Origin of the sequence: Mesorhizobium sp. CA4, from assembly GCF_020165075.1 — a bacterium.
Lineage (GTDB): Bacteria > Pseudomonadota > Alphaproteobacteria > Rhizobiales > Rhizobiaceae > Mesorhizobium.
Genome location: NZ_JAIUHK010000011.1, coordinates 82,002 through 101,556 on the forward strand (window position 1 = coordinate 82,002; position 19,555 = coordinate 101,556).

19 protein-coding genes are annotated in these 19,555 nt (G+C 63.5%); 8 read left to right on the top strand and 11 right to left on the bottom strand.

The features are described from left to right. Window positions 1–1,005 carry an inorganic phosphate transporter gene (locus tag LB528_RS11655; protein ID WP_224714974.1) on the top strand — a complete coding sequence of 335 codons (1,005 nt, stop codon included), beginning with the start codon at window positions 1–3 and terminating at the stop codon, window positions 1,003–1,005. 24 nt (window positions 1,006–1,029) lie between these two features. Here LB528_RS11655 and LB528_RS11660 read toward each other — a convergent pair whose 3' ends face one another. Beyond that, on the bottom strand, window positions 1,030–1,407 hold the full coding sequence (locus tag LB528_RS11660) for a VOC family protein (protein WP_224714975.1): 378 nt from the start codon (window positions 1,405–1,407) through the stop codon (window positions 1,030–1,032). Window positions 1,408–1,614: 207 nt separating this feature from the next. Here LB528_RS11660 and LB528_RS11665 point away from each other — a divergent pair, with 207 nt between their 5' ends. Beyond that, the gene (locus LB528_RS11665; RefSeq protein WP_224714976.1) at window positions 1,615–2,790 is read left to right on the top strand and encodes an Mrp/NBP35 family ATP-binding protein; all 1,176 of its coding nucleotides are present in this window, start codon (window positions 1,615–1,617) and stop codon (window positions 2,788–2,790) included. Between the two features lie 18 nt (window positions 2,791–2,808). Here LB528_RS11665 and LB528_RS11670 read toward each other — a convergent pair whose 3' ends face one another. Beyond that, window positions 2,809–3,258 carry an SRPBCC family protein gene (locus LB528_RS11670; RefSeq protein WP_224514260.1) on the bottom strand — a complete coding sequence of 150 codons (450 nt, stop codon included), beginning with the start codon at window positions 3,256–3,258 and terminating at the stop codon, window positions 2,809–2,811. Between the two features lie 149 nt (window positions 3,259–3,407). On the opposite strand from LB528_RS11670, the gene LB528_RS11675 reads away from it, so the two are divergent. After that, entirely contained in the window at window positions 3,408–5,213 is a 1,806-nt protein-coding gene (locus tag LB528_RS11675) for an IlvD/Edd family dehydratase (protein WP_224514259.1), read from the top strand. Between the two features lie 140 nt (window positions 5,214–5,353). Further along, window positions 5,354–5,752 carry a hypothetical protein gene (locus LB528_RS11680; protein WP_224714977.1) on the top strand — a complete coding sequence of 133 codons (399 nt, stop codon included), beginning with the start codon at window positions 5,354–5,356 and terminating at the stop codon, window positions 5,750–5,752. Between the two features lie 58 nt (window positions 5,753–5,810). Here the strand turns inward: LB528_RS11680 and LB528_RS11685 are convergent, their stop codons facing one another. From LB528_RS11685 to LB528_RS11695, 3 genes are all read right to left on the bottom strand, one after another. Beyond that, window positions 5,811–7,400 carry a trimethylamine methyltransferase family protein gene (locus LB528_RS11685; protein WP_224714978.1) on the bottom strand — a complete coding sequence of 530 codons (1,590 nt, stop codon included), beginning with the start codon at window positions 7,398–7,400 and terminating at the stop codon, window positions 5,811–5,813. A gap of 220 nt (window positions 7,401–7,620) precedes the next feature. Next, a complete protein-coding gene (locus LB528_RS11690) occupies window positions 7,621–9,114 on the bottom strand; it encodes a PLP-dependent aminotransferase family protein (RefSeq protein WP_140815004.1) in 1,494 nt (497 codons plus the stop codon). 152 nt (window positions 9,115–9,266) lie between these two features. Continuing rightward, window positions 9,267–9,479 (bottom strand): hypothetical protein, encoded by a 213-nt coding sequence (locus LB528_RS11695; protein ID WP_224714979.1) that lies wholly within the window; start codon window positions 9,477–9,479, stop codon window positions 9,267–9,269. A 56-nt stretch (window positions 9,480–9,535) separates the two neighbouring features. Here LB528_RS11695 and pgi point away from each other — a divergent pair, with 56 nt between their 5' ends. Both pgi and LB528_RS11705 read left to right on the top strand, forming a co-directional pair. Beyond that, the gene (pgi, locus tag LB528_RS11700; protein ID WP_318012297.1) at window positions 9,536–11,179 is read left to right on the top strand and encodes a glucose-6-phosphate isomerase; all 1,644 of its coding nucleotides are present in this window, start codon (window positions 9,536–9,538) and stop codon (window positions 11,177–11,179) included. A gap of 5 nt (window positions 11,180–11,184) precedes the next feature. Then, window positions 11,185–11,910, top strand: coding sequence for an HAD family hydrolase (locus tag LB528_RS11705; protein ID WP_224714980.1), 726 nt, complete (start codon window positions 11,185–11,187; stop codon window positions 11,908–11,910). Between the two features lie 26 nt (window positions 11,911–11,936). On the opposite strand, the gene LB528_RS11710 is transcribed toward LB528_RS11705, so the two are convergent. The 6 genes from LB528_RS11710 to LB528_RS11735 all read right to left on the bottom strand — a co-directional run bounded on the left by LB528_RS11710 (window position 11,937) and on the right by LB528_RS11735 (window position 17,227). Then, window positions 11,937–12,491, bottom strand: a complete 555-nt coding sequence (locus tag LB528_RS11710) for a CGNR zinc finger domain-containing protein (RefSeq protein ID WP_224714981.1) — start codon at window positions 12,489–12,491, stop codon at window positions 11,937–11,939. 12 nt (window positions 12,492–12,503) lie between these two features. Beyond that, window positions 12,504–13,400 (bottom strand): DMT family transporter, encoded by an 897-nt coding sequence (locus LB528_RS11715; RefSeq protein WP_224714982.1) that lies wholly within the window; start codon window positions 13,398–13,400, stop codon window positions 12,504–12,506. Between the two features lie 10 nt (window positions 13,401–13,410). After that, window positions 13,411–13,737 (bottom strand): hypothetical protein, encoded by a 327-nt coding sequence (locus tag LB528_RS11720; RefSeq protein ID WP_224714983.1) that lies wholly within the window; start codon window positions 13,735–13,737, stop codon window positions 13,411–13,413. A gap of 42 nt (window positions 13,738–13,779) precedes the next feature. Continuing rightward, complete coding sequence (locus tag LB528_RS11725; RefSeq protein WP_224714984.1) at window positions 13,780–14,658, bottom strand: alpha/beta fold hydrolase; 879 nt, start codon at window positions 14,656–14,658, stop codon at window positions 13,780–13,782. A gap of 149 nt (window positions 14,659–14,807) precedes the next feature. Next, window positions 14,808–15,446: a class I SAM-dependent methyltransferase gene (locus tag LB528_RS11730; RefSeq protein WP_224715041.1), complete on the bottom strand. Its 639-nt coding sequence runs from the start codon at window positions 15,444–15,446 to the stop codon at window positions 14,808–14,810. A 71-nt stretch (window positions 15,447–15,517) separates the two neighbouring features. Then, window positions 15,518–17,227, bottom strand: coding sequence for a long-chain fatty acid--CoA ligase (locus LB528_RS11735; protein WP_224714985.1), 1,710 nt, complete (start codon window positions 17,225–17,227; stop codon window positions 15,518–15,520). Here LB528_RS11735 and LB528_RS30395 point away from each other — a divergent pair. Continuing rightward, window positions 17,202–17,729 (top strand): hypothetical protein, encoded by a 528-nt coding sequence (locus LB528_RS30395; RefSeq protein WP_224714986.1) that lies wholly within the window; start codon window positions 17,202–17,204, stop codon window positions 17,727–17,729. The genes LB528_RS11735 and LB528_RS30395 overlap by 26 nt on opposite strands. Before the next feature lie 194 nt (window positions 17,730–17,923). Next, window positions 17,924–19,522, top strand: coding sequence for an ABC transporter substrate-binding protein (locus LB528_RS11745; protein ID WP_224514240.1), 1,599 nt, complete (start codon window positions 17,924–17,926; stop codon window positions 19,520–19,522). Window positions 19,523–19,555 lie beyond the last annotated feature (33 nt).

The window sequence follows — 19,555 nt, forward strand, 5'->3', positions numbered from 1 at the left end:
ATGGAAGCCACGATCGCTTTTCCCCTGCTGATCGGCCTCGTTGCCGTGGCGCTGTTCTTCGATTTCCTCAACGGCCTGCACGATGCCGCCAACTCGATCGCGACGATCGTCTCCACCCGGGTGCTCAGGCCGCATTACGCCGTGTTCTGGGCCGCGTTCTTCAATTTCATCGCCTTCCTGTTCTTCGGCCTGCATGTCGCCGAGACCGTGGGAAAAGGCATCATCGACGCCAGCATCGTCACGCCGGCAGTGATCTTCTCGGCGCTTATCGGGGCGATCGTCTGGAACATCGTCACCTGGGTCGCCGGCATTCCGTCGAGCAGCTCGCATGCGCTGATCGGCGGGCTGGTCGGCGCCGGCGTCGCCAAGGCCGGAACCGGCGCCATCGTCTGGTCCGGGCTCGGCAAGACGGTCGCGGCCATCGTGCTCTCGCCGGCGACGGGATTCGTGCTGGCGCTTGTCCTCGTTCTCATCGTCTCCTGGCTGTTCGTGCGGCAGACGCCGTTCGCGGTCGACAACAGCTTTCGCGTGCTGCAGTTCTTTTCCGCCTCGCTCTATTCGCTAGGGCATGGCGGCAACGACGCGCAGAAGACCATGGGCATCATCGCCGTGCTGCTCTTTTCGCAAGGCGCGCTCGGCCCGACTTTCTATGTGCCGCTGTGGGTGGTCCTCACCTGCCAGTCGGCGCTGGCGCTGGGCACGCTGTTCGGTGGCTGGCGCATCGTCCACACGATGGGATCGAAGATCACGCGGCTCAATCCCATGCAGGGTTTTTGCGCCGAGACCGGCGGCGCCATAACGCTTTTCGCCGCCACCTGGCTCGGTGTCCCGGTCTCGACGACGCACACCATCACCGGCGCCATCATCGGCGTGGGCGCCGCCCGCCGCGTCTCCGCCGTACGCTGGGGCATCGCCGGCAATATCGTCGTCGCCTGGGTGATCACCTTGCCGGCGACGGCGACGATCTCGGCATTGACCTATTTCGCGACCCGACTGGCCGCATGAGACGGCCGGATCGCGGCCGCGTCACTATCCGCCCGCGAGGTTGAGGATATTGCCGTCGGGATCCTTGAACCAGGCGACCTCCATGCCTTGGCCGACATGGATGTCGCCCTCGAGCGACAGCCCCGGCATGTCGTAATGCTCGAAAGTGACGCCCTTCGACTTCAACGATTTGACGATTGCATCGATCCGGTCGCCGACCGCCCAGGTTACCGCCGTCGCCTTGTTGGTGCCGGCGAATTGCGAATGGTAGACGTTGATAAATGTGTCGCCGCTCTTGTAGACGACCAACTCGCCGCCCATGTCGTCTACTTGTTTGAGGCCGAGCGTTCCTTCGTAGAACGCCTTGGCCTTGTCCAGGTCCTTGACCGCGAGATTGGCTATCGCATTGCTGTTTTGGAGCATGACGGTCTCCTTCACAGATTGTCGTGATGGCAATGGAGATAGCGCGGCCGGGTCGTTTGGCCACGGCTCAGGCTCGAAGCTCGATACCGGTTGGCTAACCCGACACCATCCGTCGCTTTCCGGGGCACGCCGGCCGAGCCGTTGCGCCACGGCTTGGTTCTGCCGGGAAACTGCACTATTTGGAACGCCAAACGCCGAGGAAAGATCATGACCGTTACCAAGGAATCCGTCATCGAGCGCCTGAAGACGGTGAACGGGCCGGACTTCACCGGCAACATCGTCGATCTCGGCATGGTCTCCGAGATTTTCATCGCCGATTCCAAGGTCTTCTTCTCGATCACCGTTCCCGCCGCGCGCGCCCAGGAGCTGGAGCCGCTGCGCGCCGCCGCCGAGCGCGCGGTGAAGGCCATACCCGGCGTCGCCAGCGCCGTCGTCGCGCTGACGGCGGAGAAGAAGGGCGGCGGCATGGAAGCGCCGGTTCCGCCGCGCCCGGCTCCTCCGCGGCCCGCCGCTCCGCAGCCTGCGCCGCAGCGCCCCGCGCCGCACGCGCCTGCCTCGCAGAGCCATGGCAAGCGGGGCGTGCCCGGCATCGATGCCATCATCGCCGTCGCCTCCGGCAAGGGCGGCGTCGGCAAGTCGACCACCGCGGTCAACCTGGCGCTCGGTCTTGCCGCCAACGGGCTGAAAGTCGGCGTGCTCGATGCCGATATCTACGGCCCGTCTATGCCCCGGCTGCTCAACATCCGCGGCCGGCCGCAGACCGTCGACGGCAAGGTGCTGAAGCCGATGCAGAATTACGGCCTCAAGGTGATGTCGATGGGCTTCCTCGTCGATGAGGAGACGCCGATGATCTGGCGCGGCCCGATGGTGATGTCGGCGCTGACGCAGATGCTGCGCGAGGTCGAATGGGGCCCGCTCGACGTGCTGGTGGTCGACATGCCCCCCGGCACCGGCGATGCCCAGCTCACCATGGCCCAACAGGTGCCGCTCGCCGGCTCCGTCATCGTCTCGACGCCCCAGGACTTGGCGCTGATCGACGCCCGCAAGGGCCTCAACATGTTCAAGAAGGTCGATGTGCCGCTGCTCGGCATCGTCGAGAATATGAGCTACTTCCTCGCTCCCGACACCGGCAAGCGCTACGACATTTTCGGCCATGGCGGCGCGCGCCGCGAGGCCGAGCGCCTCGGCGTCACCTTCCTCGGCGAGGTGCCGCTGGAGATGGGCATCCGCGAAAGCTCGGACGCCGGCGCCCCGGTCGTCGCCTCCAAGCCGGAGGGCGCCGAGGCGAAGATCTATCGCGACATAGCAAGCAAGGTCTGGGATCGGGTCCAGGAAGAGCGCGGCGCAGCCGAAGCCGCAGTGCCGAGCATCGTTTTCGAATAACTCCCCTTTTCTTTGGGGTCACGCGCCGACCTTCTCACCGAATGTCGAGAAGAACTGCCCCGCCAATTTCTTCGATGTCGACTCGATCAGCCTGCTGCCGAGTTGCGCGATCTTGCCCCCGACCTCGGCCTTGGCGGCGTATTTGAGCACCGTCGAGTCCGCCCCGTCGGCGGTCAGCGTGACGTCGGCGCCGCCCTTGGCGAAACCGGCAACGCCGCCCTTGCCTTCGCCCTGGATGGTGTAGGAATGCGGTGGCTTGATGTTTTTCAGCGTGACTTCGCCGTTGAAGGTCGCCTTGATCGGCCCGATCTTCAGCACCACGGTCGCCGCCATCGCGGTGTCCGAATTCTTCTCGAGGCTCTGGCAGCCGGGAATGGCTTCTTTCAGGATCTCCGGGTCGTTGAGGGCTTCCCACACTTTCCCGATGGGTGCGGCGATCCGCTCCTCGCCTTCGATCACCAAAGCCATCAAGACCTCCCGGATTGCTATGCCGGTTGGTCGTAGCGCGCGGCCCGAAACAAGTCTATCGCACCAAAGTCCGGGTTCCGGCTGCGCCTGCCTCTTGCCTGCATGGACGCATTGTCCTATCGATTTGTCATACAAATACGGAGACCACCATGGCAGGCGCCCCCACCAAGAAGAAGAAATTTCGCTCGCAGGAGTGGTTCGACAATCCCGACAATCCGGGCATGACGGCGCTTTATCTCGAGCGTTACCTCAATTACGGCCTGACGCGCGCCGAGCTGATGTCGGGCAAGCCGCTGATCGGCATCGCGCAGACCGGTTCCGACCTTTCGCCCTGCAACCGGCATCACCTCGAGCTCGCCAAACGCGTGCGCGAAGGCATCGTTTCGATGGGCGGCATCCCGTTCGAGTTCCCGTGCCATCCGATCCAGGAGACCGGCAAGCGCCCCACCGCCGCGCTCGACCGCAACCTTGCATATCTCAGCCTTGTCGAGGTGCTCTACGGCTATCCGCTCGACGGTGTGGTGCTGACCATCGGTTGCGACAAGACCACGCCGGCGCTGCTGATGGCGGCGGCCACCGTCAATATTCCGGCGATCGCGCTTTCGGTCGGCCCGATGCTCAATGGCTGGCACAAGGGCAAGCGCACCGGCTCCGGCACCATCGTCTGGGAATCCCGGCAAAGGCTCTCGGCCGGCGAGATCAACTATGACGAGTTCATGGACATCGTGGCCTCCTCGGCGCCGTCGACCGGCTATTGCAACACCATGGGCACCGCCACCACGATGAACTCGCTGGCCGAGGCGCTCGGCATGCAACTGCCGGGCTCTGCCGCCATTCCCGCGCCGTACCGCGAGCGCGGCCAGATCGCCTACGAGACCGGCAAGCGCATCGTCGAGATGGTGCATGAGGACCTGAAGCCCTCCGACATCATGACGCGCGAGGCCTTCGAGAACGCCGTCGTCGTCAATTCGGCCATCGGCGGCTCCACCAACGCGCCGATCCACCTCAACGCCATCGCCCGCCATCTCGGCGTGCCGCTCGACAACGACGACTGGCAGAAGATCGGCCTCGACATCCCGCTGCTGGTCAACCTGCAGCCGACGGGCGAGTATCTCGGCGAGGACTATCACCATGCTGGCGGCGTGCCGGCGGTCGTCGCCGAATTGATGAAGGCCGGACTGCTGCCGCATCCTGGCGCCGTCACCGCCAACGGCAGGACGATGGGCGACAATTGCAAGGATGCCGTCAACGAGAACTACGATGTCATCCGCAGCGCCGACAAGCCGCTCAAGGCCAATGCCGGCTTCATCAATCTCAAGGGCAATCTGTTCGATTCCGCCATCATGAAGACCAGCGGCATCTCGCCCGAGTTCCGTGAGCGCTACCTCTCAAACCCGAACGATCCCGAGGCCTTCGAGGGCAACGCCATGGTCTTCGACGGGCCGGAGGATTACCACGCCCGCATCGACGATCCGGCTCAGGGCATCGATGAGCACACGATCCTGTTCATGCGCGGCGCCGGTCCGGTCGGCTATCCGGGCGGCGCCGAGGTGGTCAACATGCAGCCGCCGGCCTACCTCATCAAGAAGGGCATCCACGCCCTTGCCTGCATCGGTGACGGCCGCCAGTCCGGCACGTCGGGTTCTCCGTCGATCCTCAATGCCTCGCCGGAAGCCGCGATCGGCGGCGGCCTTGCGCTGCTCAAGAGCGGCGACCGCGTCCGCATCGACCTGAGGAAGGGCACGGCCAATATCCTCGTCAGCGATGAGGAGATTGCCAAACGGCGGGCGGCGCTGCAGGCCAATGGTGGCTATCACTATCCCCAGCACCAGACGCCGTGGCAGGAGATCCAGCGCGGCATGGTCGACCAGTTCTCGGCCGGCATGGTGCTGAAGCCGGCGGTAAAGTATCAAGACGTCGCCCATACCAGCGGCGTGCCGCGCGACAATCACTGAATCCATATATATATATATTCGGCCAATCAAAAAGGGCGGCTTGCCGACGGCGGGCCGCCCTTTTCTGTTGCCCTTGTTTCATCTCCGAGGAACCCACAGATAAGGTCGACCTCGGCAGCTTCACGAAGGGACAGATTATCGTGGCCAAGCGGCGCTCTTCCCTCGGCTTTCTCGGCATGTTCGGCCGCTCCGGCGATCTGCGCCAGCTCGACGACGCGTTGCGCGCGGCCGACCTGCACCCGGCGTTGGTGCCCGAGGGGGTGAAACTCACCGTCGTCAATCTGATGAACGACCGCTGGCCCGATGAGCCGCCGGCAGGCGCCTATCAATTCGTGGCGCAGCTCTGCGGCTATTGCGTCGCCGGGCCGCAGGTGTTCGAGCAGGCCAACGGCCGGGAGCCGACATTGGAGGTGGAGCGCCGCATCGAGGCGGCGCTTGAGGCCGGCGACAGCTTCGACGCGCAGATCGTGCTGATGACGCTGCACGCCAAGCTGATCAACCCAGAAGTGGTTGAGCGATACGGACTGAGCGCGGAGTGACTTGGGCCGGACGCGTTGATATTCGGTCAGGCCGGCCTCACCGAAATATCGACGTGTCCTAGCCGCCCATCTTGTTGCGCGGCAATTTGATCATCTCGCCGAAGCGGGCGCGCAATTTGTCGTCGAGCAGGCGCGAGACATGGCGCGGGAAACGCTCGGCAAGCACGCGCTTCTTCTCCGCGATCGCCCGCGACAGGATGTCGGGCCGGCCCTTCTCGTTCCATTCCTTGGGCGAGAAACGGTCGCCGACGGCGGGATAGAAATACTCGGTCTGCATCAGCTTCAGCGTCTGATCATTGCCGAGATAATGGCCGGGACCCTTGAGGCAGACATCGGCGATCGTGTCGATCGACAGCGCGTCGTCGGTCACCTCGATGCCGCGCACGCAGCGCAGGCAGTGGCCGAGCATGTCGTTGTCGATGATCAGGCTTTCAAGGCAGAAGCCGAGCAGCGAGGCATGCATGCCGGCCGATTCATAAACGAGATTGAGGCCGGAGAGACCCGCCATCACATTGGTGATGCCCTTCTCGTAGCCCGCCTGGATATCGGGCAGCTTCGAGTCCGACATGCCGGCTGCCGAGCCGCCGGGCAGGTCGTAATATTGCGCCATCTGCGCGCAGGCCGCGGTCAACACTGCTTGCTCCGCCGATCCGCCGGACATGGCGCCGGTCCTGAGGTCGGAAACGAATGGCCAGGTGCCGAAGATCGCCGGATGTCCAGGCTTGATGGCATTGACATAGACCAGGCCCATCAGCACTTCCGCCACCGCCTGGACAACCGCGCCGGCGATGGCGGCGGGAGCCGTGGCGCCGGCCTGGCCGGCCGACAGAAGCAGGATCGGAATACCGCCTTCTACGCAGGCCTCCAGCACGCCGCAGGCGTCCTCGGCGAACTTCATCGGCGGCACGACGAAGCAGTTCGAGTTCGACACGAACGGCCGCGCCCGGAAATTCTCCTCCCCGCCGGCGATCGCATAGAGCATTTCCAGCGCCGGCTTGACGTTCTCGCGCACGGTGAACGAGGTGCCGACATGCTTGGACGTCCCCATCACGCAGGCATAGAGCGTATTGAAGTCCATATCGAGCGGGTCTGGAATGTCGCGCGGCACCATGGTGCGCTGGAAGAAATGGATGTTGTCCAGCCCGTCGACGAGGCGGGCGGCATCGTAGAGGTCCTGCAGCAGCGATTCGCGATATTCGCGCTTCTCGACATCGACCAGATGCACCGCCGCGCCCGCCGTGCCGTAGTGCACGCGTTTGCCCTGGATCAGCATGTCGTGCTTCGGATCCTGGCCGTAGAGGGTGAAATTGCGCGCGGCTTGTCTGATGGTGTCCAGCACCAAGGCGCGCGGCAGCCGGATGCGGCCGTCGTCGCCATAGGTGCCGCCGACCCGGGTCAGCGCTTCGATGCAGGACGGGATGGCATTGGCGAAGCCGACTGTCTCCAGGAGCGTCAGCACCGCTTCGTGGATGCGCTCCCGGTCGTTCTGGCTCAATGGGCCATAACTGCCGCCTTCAAGCCCCGGCCGTACCGGACGGATGTCGTCGGCCAAGGGCGCCGCCCGCATCGCGCGGCGCGCTTCGCGCCCGCCGGAACGCCGCGAACGCTGGTCCGACGACGATTCCTGCTTCTCGAGAGCCACTGACATGGAAGCACTCCACCTTTTGTCTTTATCTGCGAGGCGAGCGCGGCGGTTGGTCCACCATCGGCCTGCCTCGTCCCCTTCTGGCACCGACTATGCCGCCGGCATTGGCACAGCCTATGGGCCAAGCAATCCCGTCGAATATGCCAGAATGCTAAAGCGGCAAACATGCGCCCAAACAAAAAGAGCCGGCGGTGCCGGCTCTTTTTCAGGAGGTCTGTGGCGATCAGGCGGCCGCGGGCCTGCGGCCGGCAGCAGTGGCAAGTTCGCGGATGCCCGGCTCGATATGCTGCAGCGAGATCGAGGAGATGCCCAAACGCATGAAACGAGAGGGCTTTTCGCTGCGATCGAAGAACCGGTCGCCGGGTTCGATGATGACGCTGCGCGACGCGGCGGCTTCCGCCAGGCCGCGTGAATCGGTACCCCGCGGCCCTTCCAGCCAGAGCGATGTGCCGCCAGCCGAGTCGGTCGAACGCCACTCTGGCAGGAAAGCGGAAATCGCATGGACCAGACGCTTGCGCCGCTCATCGAATGCGGCGGAGAGCCTGCGCACCAGTGCCTCGTGGTGACCGAGCGACAGGAACAGCGCAACGGCGCGCTGGTTGTTCGCCGGCGGGTGCCTCAGCATGAAGCGGCGCAGCGCGCGAAGCTCGGCGATCAGTCCGGCCGAGGCGACGATGTAGCCAAGCCTTAGACCCGGCGCCAGCGTCTTCGACATCGAGCCGACATAGATGACGCGGCCGGAGCGATCGAGGCTCTTCAGCGCCTGCTGTGGCGCCTCGTCGAGCAGCTGGCTGTCATAGCCGTCCTCGATGATGATCTGGTTGTTGCGGTTGGCGCGCGCCAGAAGATCCTGCCGCCGCTCCGCCGACAACGGTACCATGGTCGGGCAGTGGTGGCTCGGAGTGACGAAGACGAAGCCGGAATCGCTGGGGATCGACGAGGTCACGATGCCCGACTGATCGACCGGGACCGGCTGGATATCCGCGCCGGCCAGCCGGAAGATCGAGCGGGCATCGGGATAGCCGGGATCTTCCATCGCCACTTTCGAGCCCTTGGTCATCAGCAGCGTGGCGAGCATATAAAGCGCGTTCTGCGCGCCCAGCGTCACTATGATCTCGTCCGGATTGGCGAAGATGCCGCGCCGCGGCAGGAGCCTGGCCTGGATCTGCTCTATCAGCAGCGGATCGTCGCGGTCCACCATGTCGGACGCCCAGTTGCGGATCTCCAGCACTGCCAGCGCCATGCGGTTGCACTCGCGCCATTCGGCTGTCGGAAACAGCGCCGGATCGAACTGGCCGTAGACGAAAGGGTAGGAGGACTTGATCCAGTTGTCGTGCTTGGCCGGCGGCGGCATGTCGCTTGCGGCGATCTGCCGGCGCGCCTTCCAGTCGATCTCGTTCTGCTGGTCGGGCGCCTTCTGGTGCGGCTTGGCGGGGGTGGCCAGCACGTCCGGATTGACAAAATGGCCGCGCCGCTCGCGCGCCACCAGAAAACCCTGGTCGACCAGCTGCTGGAAGGCGAGCACCACCGTGCCGCGGGCAACCCCAAGTTTTTCCGCGAGAATTCGGCAGGACGGCAGCGGCATCGAGGCGGCGATCTGTCGGTCCAGAATGGCCGCGACGATCGCCTGGCGGATCTGCGCCTGGAGGGTTTGGCCGGATTCAGCCGAAATCCGGAACAGGCCGGACCATATGGCCGTGTCATTGCGCTGTGGCATGGGAAATCTTCCTCGGACGGCCAGCTGTTTTCACTTGGCTGGACCAGTGGAGTGTATGGGTGGCATAAGGGGTTGCGCCAATCAATTTTTCTGATCGCTGGGATTTATGCCAGTGATCTATCAGCGCGACGCGAAGCGTCGTCGCGGCGCGTTCAAGGCGCGATGCGCAGCATCAGAGCGCGATGCGCAGCATCGCGGCACTGTCCCAAGGCGCGATGCGACAGCATCGTCGCCTCCGCCCAGCGCCCCGCAGCGAAATTCCCGCACTCACCATCCAACACCCCCTTCATCAAAGCGTGATGCAGTGCGGCAAAGCCGCGCTTGAACGAAACGGAAATCGGCTCAATAGAATGACTCGCCGACACGCGCCGGAAACATCCGGCCTGTTAAAATGGTCTAAAAACCCGCCAGGAGCCTGCCCGTGGACCAGTCATCCTTCGACAAGCAACTTGCCGCCTTGCGCGATCAGCGCGCGGCGGCCAAGGGCTCGATGCGCGAGGCTTTCGCCGCCGATCCCAAGCGCTTCGAGACATTCTCAGCGACCGATGGCGATCTTTTGCTCGACTGGTCGAAATGTGCCGTCGACGCAGATACGATGACGATGCTGGAAAAGCTCGCGGGTGCGGCCGATCTCGCGGGACGCCGCGCCGCCATGTTCGAAGGCAAGAAGATCAACATCACCGAGAACCGCGCCGTGCTGCACACCGCGCTGCGCAACCTGACCGGCAAGAGCGTGATCGTCGACGGCCAGGACACGAAGGCCGATGTGATCGCCGTGCTCGACGCCATGGGCGCCTTCGCCGACGCCATCCGCTCCGGCAAGGCGGCCGGCGCCACCGGCAAGAAGATCACCGACATCGTCAACATCGGCATCGGCGGCTCCGATCTCGGCCCGGCGATGGTGACGCTGGCGCTCGCGCCCTATCATGACGGGCCGCGCGCGCATTACGTCTCCAATGTCGACGGTGCCCATATCCACGACACGCTGAAGGGTCTGTCTGCCGAGACGACCCTGTTCATCATTGCCTCCAAGACCTTCACAACCGTCGAGACGATGACGAATGCGCAGACCGCGCGCGATTGGGTTCAGAAGGAGTTGGGCAAGGAAGCGGTCGGCAAGCATTTCGCCGCCGTCTCGACTGCCCTCGACCTAGTGGCGAAGTTCGGCATCGAGCAGGACCGTGTCTTCGGCTTCTGGGACTGGGTCGGCGGCCGCTATTCGGTCTGGAGCGCCATCGGCCTGCCGGTGATGATTTCCGTGGGCCCGCGCAACTTCCGCGCCTTCCTCGACGGCGCGCATGAGATGGACGAGCATTTTCGCTCGGCGCCGATGCAAAAGAACCTTCCGGTGCTTCTGGGGCTGATCGGCTGGTGGCATCGCGTCGTCTGCAAATATCCGGCCCGCGCCGTCATCCCTTACGACCAGCGCCTGTCGCGCCTGCCGGCCTATCTGCAGCAGCTCGATATGGAATCGAACGGCAAGAGCGTCACGCTGGACGGCGCCGCGGTCGCCACACCCACCGGCCCGCTGGTCTGGGGCGAGCCCGGCACCAACGGCCAGCACGCCTTCTTCCAGCTCTTGCATCAGGGCACCGACTTCATCCCAGTCGAGTTCCTCGCCGCCGCCGTCGGTCACGAGCCCGAGCTGAAACACCAGCATGATCTCTTGCTCGCCAACTGCCTGGCGCAGTCGGAGGCCTTCATGAAGGGCCGTACGCTGGAAGAGGCGCGCGCGCAGATGCTGGCCAAGGGCATGAAGCCGGCCGATGTCAACAGGATCGCGCCGCATCGGGTCTTCTCCGGCAACCGCCCGTCGCTCACCATCCTCTACCGCAAGCTCGATCCGCACACATTGGGCCGAATCATTGCGCTCTATGAGCATCGCGTCTTCGTCGAAGGCACGCTGTTCAACATCAATTCCTTCGATCAATGGGGCGTCGAACTCGGCAAGGAATTGGCAACGGGTCTGCTGCCTGTCGTTGAAGGCAAGGAGACTGCCGCAAAACGCGACGCCTCGACTGCCGGATTGGTGGCTCATATCCACCAATTGCGTGGCGTGGAGTAAAAGGATTGGCGGATATCAAGGGAATATTGTTCGACAAGGACGGCACGCTTGTCGACTTCAACGCAACCTGGCTCGGCATAGCCGACTTCATGGCGATGGACGCCGCCGAAGGCGACCGCTGGAAAGCCGACCGGCTGCTTGCCGCCGCCGGCTTCGACTTCGTCACAAAACGCTTCAAGCCGGATTCGATCTTCGCCTCCGGTTCGAACATGGACGTCGTCGAGCTCTGGTTCCCGCGTCTGTCCGACGAGGATCAACTGCACGCCGTTTCCCGCTTCAACGAGATCACTTCGGCGCAAGGGTCGGCCATGGCAGTGGCGCTGCCCGGCATCGTCGATTCGTTGCGGGCCTTGCACAACCGGTCCTATCGGATGGGTGTCGCCACCAACGATTCCACCAGCGGCGCCGAAAAGACGCTCGCCACGCTCGGTATCGCGCAACTCTTCGATGCCGCCTTCGGATACGACGCCGTGGCCAACTCCAAGCCGGCGCCCGACACGGTCGTCGCTTTCTGCGACCTGACCGGATTGAAGGCGAGTGAGATCGCCATGGTCGGCGACAACCGCCATGACCTGGAGATGGCGCGCGCCGGCGGCTGTGGCTTGGCGGTGGGCGTGCTCTCCGGAACCGGCACGCGCGACTCACTGGCGCCGATGGCAGACGTCGTTCTGGACTCGGTCGCCGACCTGCCGGATTTCCTCGCCGCGCGGGTGAACGTGCCGGCTGGTTAGACCGGTCGCGGTCTCAGGAAAACGCCTCAATCCGGCATTCTCCGACGCGACTGCTTCTTGGCCCGATTGCCGCAGCTGTTCATCTCGCACCATCGTCGCGAACCGTTTTTCGTGCGATCTATGAAAAGCCAGCGGCAGTCGTGCGGCGGGCATTGTTTGAGGCGCGATAGTTCGTCGCCGCGAACCAAATCGAGGGCCGACCACGCGATTGCCCCGGTGATGCGGTTGGCACCTCGAAAATGCAACGACACCGGCAATCCAGCGAGCGCGGCGGTTCTGAGTGCCTCGGCTGCGTATTTTCGAATGGTGTCGAGCGCGGCCGCGGGAGGTTCGCCGCCGTGAGCGATTGCCGAGCCGGCGTCGCTTACAGCGCGGCGAAGGGCGAGAACGTCTTTGACCAGAGCCTTGTGGTCGGCCGAAGGAAGGGCGAAATCATTGTCGATCAGGCCGGTTTGCCTCGACCACGCCAGAATGTCCGCCGCCGTCGCGAGATGGTCGACCTCCCGGTCGGTGCCCCGCCGGCTGATCGTGTTGGCGAGGTCAAGGGCCAGGTTGCCGGCGATGCGATGGGGAAATGACATCGGCGACGGCCTTCATTTCCTCGCTGGCTCGGCGCCGTCGCGTCCAAACAACGCCAATCCTGCCGCTACCAACAACAGCGCGGCGCCGCCAATCTCGGCCGCTCCGATCTTTTCGCCGAAGAGCCAAACACCCACGGCCAATGCAACGATGGGCGAGATGAAGGCATAGAGCCCGGCGCGGGCGGTGCCCCATCGTTCAAGCAGGCGCAGATAGATCGTGTAGGCTACGATGGTTCCGAGGAGGGAAAGGAACAACAGGCTGGCCGCAGCCGAAGCGACGTCGATCTTTCCTGGCAGCGTCGCCGAAACCTCGCCCAAAAGGAACGAGACGACGATCAGCGCCGCGCCGCCGAGAACGGCGTGGATTGCGGTGAGCGTCAGGGGCTTGATCGGGCCGATCAGCGGCCGCGCAACGACGCTCCCAACGCAGTAGCATGCAGTGCCGGCCACGATAGCGGCAAGCCCCAATCCGTTTCCGGATTCCTGCTCGACAAGACGCGTCCAGAAGAGGCCAAGGAGACCCGTGCAGCCGAGCGCCAGCGCCAGGCCGTGGCGCCAGGTGGGTCGCTCCTCTCGTAGCAGGACCGCCAAGCCAAACAGAAGCACCGGAACCAGCGCGAGATTGACCAAGCCGGATAGGCCGGACGGGACCGTTTGCATGCCCCAGAACAGCAGTCCGTAGGTTCCGGCATTCGTCAGCAGGGCCGATATGATGACTCGCATCGACCGGCCTTCCGCGAAGGCCGATAAGGCTCCCTGTGTCCAAAATGCCAGGATTCCCGCGGTCAGCAGATAGCGCAGCCCCGCCAGAAGGATCGGGGGAACGCCGGCATCCAGGCCGATCTTGACGGCCGCCCAGGTCAGCCCCCAGACCATCGCCATGACGCCGAACAGGGCGAGGTTGCTCATGGCGGCGACCTCAGCGCAGATCCTGATCGTCGACGAGGATGCGGTGGATCTCGATGCGCTCGGGCAGTTCGATCAGAAATTCGGCGTCGCGATCGAGATGATGGACTTTGATCGGCTCGCCCTTGGTGAAAGCGGTCATCGCTTCGATGTCGGGCCAATAGGAGATGGTCGTGAACCAGGTCTCCTCTTCCCGGTCCTCGCGAAAGAGTTGGACGCCGAGCGCAACCTGCTGAAGCGGAGGAATGCCTTCTGCCTTCAAATAGGGTTCGTAGCTGTTCGCGACGTCGCGACGGGTGCGGCCGCGCCAGATGCGTGCGATGGTTGGTTTCGTCGCCATGTTTGTCTCCTTGGGTTCTGGATTTGGCGGAGAGTGCCGTGCTTAGGGCAGCGTTCGCGGGAGGAAGTCGCGCACCAGCCGCAGGGCTTCCTCGAAATGCGTTTCCAACAGCCAATGCCCGGCATCATCGAGGATGTGGAGTTCCGCATCCGGGAGGTCGCGCCGATAGGCGAGCGCCGACTGCTCGGGCATGTAGCCGTCCTGCGGCCCCCAGACGATCAGCGTCGGCGGTCGGTGCTCGCGCAGATAGGATTGGTATCGCGGGAACCATTCGATGTTCTGCTCGAGCTTTTCCATCAGCCGGACCGACACCGCCTTCCGGATCGGCGTGTTCATCAGCGGCCAATGCAGCTTCCACAAATCCGGAGGGACCCGGTCGGCGACTTCTTCCGAGACCTCGCCGACGAACTCCTTGCGGAATCCCTCCTCGCTCACCGCCTCCTCGAGCGGACGGTGCCTCTCGACCGATTTGTCCGCCCACCAGGCTTTGATCGTGTCGTATTTCGGCCCGAGCACATCCTCGTAGATGTCGCCGTTCTGGATGATCAGGCCCGCGATCCTGTCCGGATGCGCTATCGCGTGACGGAGGCCGATCTGAGAACCGTAATCGTGGAGCCAGAGCGCGTAACGCTCCAAATGCAGCGCATCGGCAACGTCAGCGAGAACGCCGGCATAGGTATTGAAATCATAGTCGAACTCCGCGAGGTCCGGTGTGTCGCTGTAACCAAATCCAGGCCAGTCAAATGCTACCGTCCGCCAGCGATCGGCCAGGCCCGGCATCAGGCGTCTGAACTGGTAAGACGAGCACGGGTAGCCATGTGGCAAAAGAAGGACGGGAGCATCGGGCGGCCCTGCTTCCCGCAGAAATATCGTGTGGCCGCCGATTTTCGATCGACGGTGACTTATGTCGTGGATTTCCATGACTTCTCCGTTTTTCGTTCTATCTGTTAGAACTGGTAAAACGGGTTTAGCTGGTTGCTGTTCCGAGCTTTGCTCTCGGAACCATGAATAAGAAAGTGCTGTATGACCGGTGCCGCCCGATGTGAGGCGAGGGGCGATTGCTGGACTCCTTAGTCGCCCTTTATCGGGACAAAGGCGAACACCGCGCTGGGCTTGGGCTCGCTGCCGCCATTTCCGCCGACATCCGGCACATGATATTCGCCGAGCAGGCAAAGCCGCGGTCTCGGCAGCCAGGCGCGGCCGGGATCGCCGACCAGCACATCGATGCCGGCAGCGAGGCAGCGATCGAAGAACGGCATCATCCGCTGCCCGACGTTCTGCGCGTAAAAGACGTCGCCAGCGAGCACCAGGTCGACCGCTGGCGGCGGGCCGTCGGTGACGTCCTCGTCGCGTATCTCGATGGCGACGCCGTTGGCCTCCGCATTGAGGCGGAGCGCCACCACGCCGTTGCGGTCGATCTCGGCTGCGATCACTGCGCGCGCTCCGGCTTTTACCGCCGCGATGCCGACCAGCCCCGACCCGGCGCCGAGGTCGAGCACGCGTTTGCCGGCAACGATCGATGGCCTGTCAAGGACATAGCGCGCCAGCACGGCGCCGCCGGCCCAGGCATAGGCCCAGTAGGGCGGCTGCGGCTCGGCCGCGACCTCGTCGCGGTCGTCGTCCGGTTCGAGCAGCCGCCGCAAGCTGCTGCCGGGATGCGCCTGATAAAGCCTGACCTCCGGCACTGACGGCACCGGCGCCAGCCGCATGTTCGCCTTGATGAAGCCTGCCGGATCGAGCCGCTTGTCTCGCTCCCGTGCCTTACCGGCGGAATAATCGCTCAAGCCTGGTCCCGCAGCGCGCGCCGCAGGATCTTGCCGACCGGCGTCTTCGGCAGCTCGGTGCGGAACTCGATGAATCTCGGCCGCTTGTAGCCGGTCAGGTTCTCGCGGCAGTAGACCATCAGCGTCTCGACGGTAAGCGCCGGGTCCTTTTTGACCACGAACAATTTAGGAACCTCGCCGGAATGCTCGTCCGGCACGCCGATCGCCGCCACTTCCAGCACGCCGGGATGATGCGCCACCACCTCTTCCAATTCGTTCGGGTAGACGTTGAAGCCGGAGACGAGGATCATGTCCTTCTTGCGGTCGACGATCTTGGTGTAGCCGCGCTCGTCCATGAGGCCCATGTCGCCGGATTTGAAGAAGCCGTCCTTGGTCATCACCTTGGCGGTCTCGTCGGGCCGGTTCCAGTAGCCGGCCATCACCTGCGGGCCGCGGATGCAGATTTCGCCGATTTCGCCGAGCGGCACGTTGTTACCGTCATCGTCGCGGATGGCGATCTCGGTTGAAGGCAGCGGCAGGCCGATCGTGCCGGTGAAATCGGCCGAACTGAATTTGTTGGCGGTCGCCACCGGCGAGGTTTCGGACAGTCCGTAGCCTTCGCTCACCGGGCAGCCGGTCAGCGCCTTCCAGCGTTCGGCGACGCCCTTCTGCACCGCCATGCCGCCGCCCAGCGTCAGGATCAGCGGCTTGAAATCCAGCTTGCGGAAATCCTCATTGTTGAGCAGCGCGTTGAACAGCGTGTTGAGGCCGGGAAAGATGTGCATCGGGTATTTCGCCAATTCCTTGACGAAGCCCGGGATGTCGCGCGGGTTGGGGATCAGCACGTTCTGCGCGCCCTGCTGCATGCCCATGAGCGCGTTCACCGTCAGCGCGAAGATGTGATAGAGCGGCAGCGCGCAGATGAAGTTGAGATGCGCCGGCTTGGGCTTCACCGTATAGGCGTCCTCCACCCACAGCGAATTCTGTGCGACGTTCGAAAGCACGTTGCGATGCAGCAGCACAGCGCCCTTCGAGACGCCGGTGGTGCCGCCCGTATATTGCAGGAACGCGATGTCGTCGCCGGAGACCGTGGGCGGCTTGAAGGCGATGCTCGATCCGGTCTTGAGCACGGCGTTGAACTTGACATGGCCGGGCAGCGACCAGGCCGGAACCATCTTCTTCACCCGCCGCACCACAAGGTTGACGATAGCGCCCTTGAGGCCGCCCAGCATGTCGCCCATGGCGGCGACGATGACGTGCTTCACCGGCGTCCTGGCGATCACCGTCTGCAGCGTGCCGGCGAAGTTTTCGAGGATGACGATCGCCTGCGCGCCGGAATCCTTCAGCTGGTGTTCCAGTTCGCGCGGCGTGTAGAGCGGGTTGACGTTCACCACCGTATAGCCGGCGCGCAATATGCCCATCATCGCCACCGGATATTGCAGCACGTTCGGCATCATCAGCGCCACGCGCGCGCCCTTCTCGAGCCCTCTCGCCTGCAGGTAGGCGCCGAACGCGGCCGACAGCCGTTCGACCTCGGCATAGGTGATCGACTTGCCCATGCACACGAAGGCCGGCCGCCCGGCGAATTGCTTGCAGGCGCCGACGAGGAACTCGCCGATGGACTTGTAGGGCAGGGCGCCGATCTCGGCCGGCATGTTCTTCGGATAGCTTTTCAGCCACGGCTTTTGCGGGAGGCCGACGGTGAGCTCGGTGATCGCCTTCGGCAAGTCCTTCGAGGCAGGCCTGGCGCCGGCCGGCCTGTCCACTTTCGCGGCTGCGGTCTTGGTCTTTGCCGCTGCGGGTTTCGCACTGGCCGGCTTTGCGGCTGCCTTCGCGGGCGCTGCCCTAGCAGCCGTCTTCCTTTTCGGCGCGGCAGCCGCTTTCACAGTTTTGGGCGCGTCGCTTTCGGCGGCGGCCTTGGCCTTTGCTTTCGCCGGGGCTGTCGTCTTGGCTGCTTTTGCCACCTGTCTCTCCCTGTCGCCTTCGATCTCGGCGCCCGCTTCCAGGGAAGCGTCCTCCACGCCGTCGCGGATTTTCCGGGAAATCCCACCCATCATCTATGTATTGCCTCTATCGGCGACCGTGCAAGCCTTGCCCCTGCGGCAATGCGCGGAAAGATTTGCCGTCGAAATCCTGCGCTTTGCTCGCCTCCCGCATCGTGCCTGGGCGCGGGGCGATCCCGGGCAGGCATGCCTCGCGCCGCCATTTCGAAAGGCGGTCGATCAATAAAAAATTGCCACCATTAACAATGTCGTGAGGAGAAAAAACTACTCGTTTTTTCTGCAATACGAGCAAAGAATAGATTCTTTTCCTGCTTCCCATAGGGTACGCAAACGAGGTGTTCCAAAGGCGAAGAAACGGTGCTTATATGCGCCCTTCGCGAGCCTGATAGAGGGGCTTGAGAGAACATCAGGGAGTGCTCAATGAAAAAGACAATGACTTTTGCAGCCGCGTTGCTGGCTGCAAGCGTCCTCAGCGGCATGGCCAGTGCCAAGACGCTCGTTTATTGCTCGGAAGCATCGCCGGCCAATTTCGATCCCGGTACGACGACCGGCGGTAACGACTTCGACGCGTCTTCGCGCACCGTCTATTCGCGACTGGTCGAATTCAAGCACGGTGGCACCGAGATCGAGCCCGGTCTTGCCGACAAGTGGGAAATTTCCGACGATGGCCTGGTCTATACTTTCCATCTGCATCCGGGCGTGAAGTTCCAGACCACCGACTATTTCAAGCCGACGCGCGACCTCAACGCCGATGACGTCGTCTTCTCTTTCGATCGCCAGTTCAACAAGCAGAATCCATGGAACGGCGACAAGTATCTGCCGAACCTCACCTGGGACTATTACACCGGCATGGACATGCCGAAATACGTCGCCAAGTGGGAGAAGGTCGACGACCTAACCGTCAAGCTGACGCTGACCGAGCCGAACGCGCCGATGCTGGCCAATCTCGGCATGGACTTCGCTTCGATCGTGTCGAAGGAATATGCCGACCAGCTCCAGAAGGACGGCAAGATGGCCGACTTCTCGACCAAGCCGGTCGGCACCGGTCCGTTCCAGTTCGTCGACTATCAGCTGGATTCGGTTATCCGTTATGCGGCCAATCCCGACTACTTCAAGGGCAAGGAAAAGATCGACGATCTGGTCTTCGCCATCACGCCTGACGCGACCGCCCGCATCCAGAAGGTGCTGGCCGGCGAATGCGATGTGGCTCCCTACCCGAATCCGGCCGACATCGCCACCATCAAGGCCAACAAAGACGTTACCCTGCTCGACCAGGCCGGCCTCAACATCGGCTATATGAGCTACAACACCACCATCCCGCCGCTCGACAAACCGGAAGTGCGCCATGCGCTCAACCAGGCGATCGACCGGGAGGCCCTGATCAAGTCGCTGTTCCAGGACGCCGGCGCCACGCCCGCCGAAAACCTGATCCCGCCGACCATGTGGTCGTGGAACAAGGACGTGAAGACCGATACCTACAATCCGGAAGCGGCCAAGAAGGTGCTGGCCGATGCCGGGCTGAAGGAGATCCAGCTTTGGGCTTCCGATCGCGTCCGTCCTTACAACCCGAACTTCCAGCGCGCCGCCGAGCTGATCCAGGCCGACTGGGCCAAGGTCGGCGTCAAGGCTAACATCGTAAACTACGAGTGGACGAAGTACCGTGAGGAAGGCAAGAAGAAGGACCGGCCAGGCGCCTTCCAGATTGGCTGGACCGGCGACAATGGCGATCCGGACAATTTCTTCGCCACCCTCTTCGCCTGCTCGGCCATCGGCGTGTCGAACTACTCCAGCTGGTGCGACAAGGACTTCGAGGACCTGATCCAGAAGGCCAAGAAGACCAGCGACCAGGCCGAGCGCACCAAGCTCTATGAGCAGGCGCAGGTGATCTTCGCCAAGCAAGCGCCCGCATTCCTCCTGGCTCACAGCCAGGTCTACGCGGTCGTTCGCAACAATGTCACCGGTTTCAAGATGGACCCGCTCGGCATTCACCGTTTCGACGGCGTTGACAAGTCCGAGTAATATTGCGAACGGGGCGGCGCAACTTCCAGCGCC